We start from the raw sequence: 7,059 nt of genomic DNA, 5'->3' as shown, positions 1-7,059 counted from the left end.
CATGTGCCCCGTTCGCCCAAGCAGATTGCCGATTCGGCCATCGATGCGGCAAAAGCGGGCGCGGCGATCGTCCACTGCCATGTGCGCGACCCCGAAACCGGCAAGCCACGGCGCGACGTGCAGCTCTATCGCGAAGTAACCGAGCGCATCCGTGCTGCAGATGTCGACGTGGTGCTGAACCTGACCGCCGGCATGGGCGGCGACATGGTGTTCGGTTCGCCGGAGAATCCCCTACCGCTCAACGAGAAAGGCACCGATATGGGCGGCGCGACCAACCGCGTGGAACATGTGCGCCAGTGCCTGCCGGAAATCTGCACGCTCGACTGCGGGACGATGAATTTCGCCGAAGCCGACTATGTCATGACCAATACGCCCGGCATGCTGCGCGCCATGGGCGGCATGATGACGGCGCTCGGCGTCAAGCCGGAGATCGAGGCCTTCGACACCGGGCATCTCTGGTTTGCCAAGCAGCTCGTCGAGGAAAAGGTGCTGGATCCGGATGCTCTCGTGCAATTGTGCATGGGCGTGCCATGGGGCGCTCCCGATGATCTCAACACCTTCATGGCGATGGTCAACAATGTGCCGTCGAGCTGGAATTGGTCGGCCTTCTCCATCGGCCGCAACCAGATGGCCTATGCCGCCGCCGCGGTGCTGGCCGGCGGCAATGTCCGCGTCGGGCTCGAGGATAATCTCTGGCTCGACAAGGGCGTGCTGGCGACCAATGCGCAGCTGGTCGAGCGGGCGGTCAGCATCGTGTCGAACATGGGCGCAAGGGTCATCGGCCCGGACGAGGTGCGCAAGAAGCTCAATTTGACGAAGCGCGCGCCGCTTTGAACAGGGAATCGGTAGGGAGGAGCCGCCGATGAAGACCGTGAAATTCACCGCCATGAAGGACGGCGACCGCGACGACTACGCGTTCCTCACCGAGCACGAGATCGACTATGCGGCGAAGACCGGGGAACGGCTGCTTGATGCGCTTGTCCAGCTCGACGAAGGCTTGTCCGGCTACAAGATCACCCGGCTCGGCCATTCGCTCCAGGCGGCGACGCGCGCATGGCGCGACGGCGCCGACACCGACTGGATCGCCTGCGCGCTACTGCACGATATCGGCGACATCTACGCACCCTACAATCACGACGAATATGCAGCTTCGATCCTAAAACCCTTCGTGCGCGAGCAGTGCACCTGGGTGGTGGAAAAGCACGGTGACTTCCAGCGCCTCTATTACGCCCACCATCTCGGCGGCAATCCCCATGCCCGCGACCGTTTCGCCGGCCATCTTTATTTCGACGATTGCGACCAGTTCTGCGAGCGCTGGGACCAGTCGAGCTTCGATCCGGATTACGAGACGCTGCCGATCGATTTCTTCCGGCCCATCGTGCTCGAAGTGTTTGCCCGCAGGGCCTATGACCCCACCGTGATCCGCGCCGGCGAGCGCGTGCCCCTGATCGATCTGGAAATAGCCAGGACAAGAACCGGAGCCTCCGCATGAGCATCATCACCAAGGCAGCTGCAATCGGCGGCGGCGTCATCGGCGCCGGCTGGGTAGCGCGGCTGCTCTTGAATGGCATCGACGTGTCGATTTTCGATCCCGACCCGGAAGCTTCGCGCAAGGTCGGCGAAGTGATGAAAGGCGCGCGCCGCGCCTACAAACAGATGCTGCCCGACGGCCTCCCAAAAGAGGGCAAACTGACCTTTGCCAAGACCATCGCCGATGCCGTCGCCGATGCCGATTTCATCCAGGAAAGCGTACCGGAACGGCTCGAACTGAAACACCGCGTGCTGGCCGAGATCGACCTTTATGCGCCGGCCAACGCCATCGTCGGCTCCTCGACCTCCGGCATCAAGCCGACCGACATGCAGGTGGCGATGAAGAAGCATCCGGAGCGGCTGGTCGTCGGCCATCCGTTCAACCCGGTCTACCTCCTGCCGCTGGTCGAGATCGTCGGCGGCGAACAGACCTTTCCCGAGGCGATCGAAGTCGCCAAGGAGATGTACGCCTCGATCGGCATGAAGCCGGTGGTGATCCGCAAGGAGATCGAGGCTTTCGTCGGCGACCGCCTGCTGGAGGCGGCATGGCGCGAGGCGCTGTGGCTGATCAAGGACGGCATCTGCACGGTCGAGGAACTCGACGATATCATGCGCTATGGCTTCGGCCTGCGTTGGGCGCAGATGGGCATGTTCCAGGTTTATCGCGTCGCGGGCGGCGAGGCCGGCATGCGCCATTTCATGGCGCAGTTCGGGCCGTGCCTGAAATGGCCATGGACCAAGCTGATGGATGTGCCGGAGTTCAACGACGAACTGGTCGACCTGATCGCCACCCAGTCGGACGACCAGGCGCATGGCCTGTCGATCCGTGAGCTCGAAAAGATCCGCGACGAGAATCTGGTGGCCATCATGGAGGCGCTGTCGAAGCAGAACAAAGGCAAGGGCTGGGGCGCCGGCGCCCTGCACAAGGACTATACCAAGCAGCTCGCCAGGCTTGCGGCAAAGAAGCCCACCGCTTCCAAGGCGGTGGAAAAAGCCAAGGCTGAAAATCCGAAGAAAAAGAAGAAAGGCTAATACTATGGAATTTGGCCTCTCCGAAGAACAGAAACTGATCGTCGAGACGACGCGCGCCTTCGTCGAGAATGAGCTCTACCCGCATGAGCGCGAAGTCGAGCGCACCGGCGTGCTGCGCCGTGAGCTGATCGAGGAGATCAAGGCCAAGGCAATCGAAGCCGGTCTCTATGCCGCCAACATGCCGACGGAAGTCGGCGGCGCCGGGCTCGACACGGTGACCTGGCTGCTTTACGAAAAAGAGCTCGGCCGTGCCAATTACGCGCTGCACTGGACCTGCGTGGCGCGGCCTTCCAACATCCTGTTGGCCGGCACGCCGGAGCAGCGCGAGAAATACCTTTATCCCTGCATTCGCGGCGAGAAATGGGACTGCCTGGCGATGACCGAGCCGGGTGCCGGCTCCGACCTGCGCGGCATGAAGGCGACCGCCGTGCAGGACGGCGACGACTGGGTGCTGAACGGCACCAAGCATTTCATCAGCCATGCCGACCTTGCCGATTTTGCCATCGTCTTCATGGCCTCGGGCGAAGAGGAGACGCCGCGCGGCAAACGCAAGAAGATCACCGCCTTTTTCGTCGACAAGGGCACCAAGGGTTTTACGGTGCGCGACGGCTATCGCAACGTCTCGCATCGCGGCTACACCAACGCCATCCTCGAATTCGACGATTGCCGCTTGCCCGGAGCCCAAGTGCTCGGCGAGGTCCACAAGGGCTTCGACGTCGCCAATTCATGGCTTGGCGCAACCCGCCTGCAGGTCGGCGCCACCTGTCTCGGCCGGGCCGAGCGGGCGCTTGGCCATGCCGTCGAATACGCCGCGCAGCGGCAGCAGTTCGGCCAGCAGATCGGCAAGTTCCAGGGCGTGTCGTTCAAGCTCGCCGACATGGCGACCGAACTGAAGGCTGCCGACCTGATGGTGTTCGAAGCCGGCTGGAAGTACGATCAGGGCACCGTCACTGATCAGGACATGGCCATGGCCAAGTTGAAGGCCACCGAAATGCTCGCCTTCGTCGCCGATGAAGCAATCCAGATCCATGGCGGCATGGGGCTGATGGACGACCTGCCGCTGGAGCGCATCTGGCGCGACGCTCGCGTCGAGCGCATCTGGGAAGGCACCTCGGAAATCCAGCGCCACATTATCTCGCGGGCGCTGTTGCGCCCGTTCGGGGGCTGATCGATGCACAAACTTGAGCGCCTTTTGCGCCCGCGAACAATTGCCGTCTTCGGCGGCGCGCAGGCTGCCGCCGTCGTCGCGCAGTCGATCAAGATGGGCTTTGCCGGCGAGATCTGGCCGGTGCACCCGACCAAGGAGGAGGTCGCCGGCCGCAAGGCCTATCGCTCGGTGGCCGATCTGCCTGCAGCGCCGGACGCTGCCTTTGTCGGCGTCAACCGGCATTTGACCATCGAAGTGGTCAAGGCGTTGGCCGAGCGCGGTGCCGGCGGCGCCGTCTGCTTTGCCGCCGGCTTTCTCGAGACCGAGGCCTATGACGAGGACGGCGAGCGGCTGCAGGCCGAACTAGTCGCAGCGGCCGGCCAGATGCCGATCATCGGGCCGAACTGCTACGGCCTGATCAATTATGCCGACGGCGCGCTTTTATGGCCCGACCAGCATGGCGGCATCAGGCTGGCCGAGGGTGGCCGCGGGGTCGCCATCATCACCCAATCGTCGAACATCGCCATCAACATGACTATGCAGAAGCGCGGCCTGCCGATCGCCTTTCTGATGACCGCCGGCAACCAGGCACAGACCGGCCTTTCCGAAATGGCGCTCGGCCTGATCGAGGACGATCGCGTCAATTCGCTCGGCCTGCATATCGAGGCCTTCGATTCAGTAGCCGGCTTCGAAAGGCTGGCCGCGCGGGCGCGAGAGCTGAAGAAACCGATCATCGCCATGAAGGTCGGCCGCTCCGAGCAGGCGCGGCAAGCGACCGTCTCGCATACCGCGTCGCTGGCCGGCTCGGACGCGGCCTCGGGCGCCTTCCTGAAGCGGCTCGGCATCGCCCGCGTCGATTCCATCCCTGCCTTCATCGAGGCGCTCAAGCTGCTGCACGTCACCGGTCCCCTGCCCGGTTACCGGCTGTCGTCGATGAGCTGTTCGGGCGGCGAAGCATCTGTCATGGCCGACAGCGCAGAAGGCCGCTGGGTGAATTTCCCGGCGCTGACCGACACGCATCGCGCCCACGTCAAATCGACGCTCGGGCCGCTGGTTGCGGTGGCCAACCCGCTCGACTACCACACCTTCATCTGGAACAACGAGCCGGCGATGACCGCCACCTTCACCGCCATGGTGTCGGGCGGCTTCGACCTCAACATGCTGGTGCTCGATTTCCCGCGCCCCGACCGCTGCTCCGATACCGACTGGTGGACGACGCTGCGCGCCTTCGAATCGGCGCTGACGTCCAACAAGGCGCAGGGCGCGATCGTCTCCTCGCTGCCGGAGAACCTGCCCGAGGAATACACCGCCGGGCTGATGGCACGCGGCATGGTGCCGTTGTTCGGCATTTCCGAGGCAATGGACGCCGCCCAGGCGGCCGCCTTCATCGGCTGGGCCTGGCGCGAGCCGCAGGCGCAGCCGATCGACACCTCCGCGTCAGGTGCGCCGGCCAGCGACCATGTCACGCCTGACGAGGCCAAGGCGAAAGCGCGGCTGATCGAGGCCGGGCTTCCCGTGCCGAGGGGCGAACGCGCCGGCAATGCGGTCGAGGCGGTAATCTCCTCGATGGCGCTCGGTTTTCCGGTTGCGCTGAAGGCTTTGGGCGTCACTCACAAATCCGAGCTCGGCGCGGTGCGGCTTAACCTGAGGGATGCCGAATCCGTCAGCACCGCCGCCCATGATCTCTATGCGCTCGGTACCGGCCTCTATGTCGAGCGCATGGTGCGCGACGGCGTCGCCGAACTGCTCGTCGGCTTCACCCGCGACCCGATGTTCGGCGCGGTTATGACGCTCGGCACCGGTGGTGTGCTGGTCCAACTGCTGCGCGACAGCGTCACGCTGATGCTGCCGGCGACACGCGACGACATCGAGGCGGCATTGCGCGGGCTCAAATTGTTCCCGCTGCTCGAAGGCTATCGCGGCCGGCCCAAGGCCGATGTCGCGGCCGCCATCGATGCGATATCAGGCATCGCCGCCTTCGTGCAGGAAAATGCCAGCGAGATCGAGGAACTCGACATCAATCCGCTGATCGTCTGCGCGCAAGGCAAAGGCGCCTGGATCGCCGACGCGCTGCTGGTGCTTGGAGAGAGAAAGAATGTCTGACGTCATCACCACCCGCCGCGAGGGCACCATCCTCGAAGTCACGCTCGATCGGCCCAAGGCCAATGCCATCGACCTGAAGACCTCGCGCCTGATGGGCGAAACGTTCAAGGCGTTCCGCGACGATCCGGGTCTGCGGGTCGCCATTGTCAAGACCGCCGGCGACAAGTTCTTCTGCGCCGGCTGGGACCTGAAGGCCGCGGCCGGCGGTGATGCGGTCGACGGCGACTATGGCGTTGGCGGTTTCGGCGGGCTGCAGGAATTGCGCGACCTCAACAAGCCGGTCGTCGCCTGCGTCAACGGCATGGCGGTCGGCGGCGGTTTCGAGCTGGCGCTATCATGCGACCTCATCTACGCGTCGGATCATTCCTCCTTTGCGCTGCCCGAAATCCGTGCCGGCACTTTGGCTGACGCAGCGACGATCAAGCTGCCGAAGCGCATTCCCTATCACGTCGCCATGGATCTTTTGCTCACCGGCCGCTGGATGGATGTCGCCGAGGCGCATCGCTGGGGCTTGGTCAACGAGGTGCTGCCCAAGGACAGACTCGGAGACCGCGTCTGGGAGATCGCACGGCTGCTGGCCGACGGTCCGCCGCTGGTCTTTGCCGCGATCAAGGAGACGGCGCGGATCGCCGAATCGCTCACCTTCCAGGACGCGATGAACCGGGTGACGCGCCGCCAATTGCCGACGGTTGACGCACTGTACGGCTCGGAGGACAATCTCGAGGGTTTTCGCGCCTTTGCCGAAAAGCGAGACCCGGTGTGGAAGGGAAAATGATCCTGCGGAGATGATGGCTTTTCTTCCCACCCCCCTCTGGCCTGCCGGGCATCTCCCCCTCAAGGGGGGAGATTGGCAGCTTCGGCCCATTCACCCTTCCTGCCGCGCTGGAGATTGGCGAAAGCCGATGGGACATCCGATCTCCCCCCTTGAGGGGGAGATGGCCGGCAGGACAGAGGGGGGTGCCCAGGCGGATTCGTTACGGTCCGTTCAGTTCCCATGACCGACTACAAAAAGCTGATCGACGCCGAGACCTGGGCCTTCATCGAGCGGACCAATTCCTATTATCCACAGGATACAATCCACTACACGATCGACCAGCAGCGCGAAATCTACGACCGCATGTGCCGCGAGTTCTCTGCCGGCTATCCGCAAGGGGTTACGGCGGAAACCACCGCCATTGTCACGCCTTCGCATCCGATCCCGATCCGCATTTATCGGACCCCGGCGCCGGAAGCGGCCGCGATGGTGC

General features: G+C 64.0%; 6 protein-coding genes and 1 pseudogene. All 7 read left to right on the top strand.

The window, feature by feature from the left end:
* A partial coding sequence (locus EOA86_RS15655; protein ID WP_164891771.1) for a 3-keto-5-aminohexanoate cleavage protein occupies positions 1-834 on the top strand: 834 nt, incomplete at its 5' end.
* Between the two features lie 28 nt (positions 835-862).
* Positions 863-1,492: an HD domain-containing protein gene (locus EOA86_RS15650; protein ID WP_127210797.1), complete on the top strand. Its 630-nt coding sequence runs from the start codon at positions 863-865 to the stop codon at positions 1,490-1,492.
* The gene (locus EOA86_RS15645; protein WP_128342442.1) at positions 1,489-2,562 is read left to right on the top strand and encodes a 3-hydroxyacyl-CoA dehydrogenase NAD-binding domain-containing protein; all 1,074 of its coding nucleotides are present in this window, start codon (positions 1,489-1,491) and stop codon (positions 2,560-2,562) included. The genes EOA86_RS15650 and EOA86_RS15645 overlap by 4 nt, the downstream gene beginning before the upstream one ends.
* Positions 2,563-2,566: 4 nt before the next feature.
* The gene (locus EOA86_RS15640) at positions 2,567-3,730 is read left to right on the top strand and encodes an acyl-CoA dehydrogenase (RefSeq protein ID WP_065011040.1); all 1,164 of its coding nucleotides are present in this window, start codon (positions 2,567-2,569) and stop codon (positions 3,728-3,730) included.
* Positions 3,731-3,733: 3 nt separating this feature from the next.
* Positions 3,734-5,812, top strand: a complete 2,079-nt coding sequence (locus tag EOA86_RS15635) for an acetate--CoA ligase family protein (protein WP_128342440.1) — start codon at positions 3,734-3,736, stop codon at positions 5,810-5,812.
* Positions 5,805-6,587 carry a carnitinyl-CoA dehydratase gene (locus tag EOA86_RS15630; RefSeq protein WP_128342439.1) on the top strand — a complete coding sequence of 261 codons (783 nt, stop codon included), beginning with the start codon at positions 5,805-5,807 and terminating at the stop codon, positions 6,585-6,587. The genes EOA86_RS15635 and EOA86_RS15630 overlap by 8 nt, the downstream gene beginning before the upstream one ends.
* A 219-nt stretch (positions 6,588-6,806) precedes the next feature.
* Positions 6,807-7,059: pseudogene (locus tag EOA86_RS15620) on the top strand (esterase); the annotation flags it as partial.

The organism is Mesorhizobium sp. M5C.F.Ca.IN.020.32.2.1 (genome assembly GCF_004023105.1).
GTDB classification, from domain to species: domain Bacteria; phylum Pseudomonadota; class Alphaproteobacteria; order Rhizobiales; family Rhizobiaceae; genus Mesorhizobium; species Mesorhizobium wenxiniae.
The sequence above is the reverse complement of the archived record's forward strand: the minus strand, read 5'-3'. Positions and strand labels throughout refer to the sequence as shown.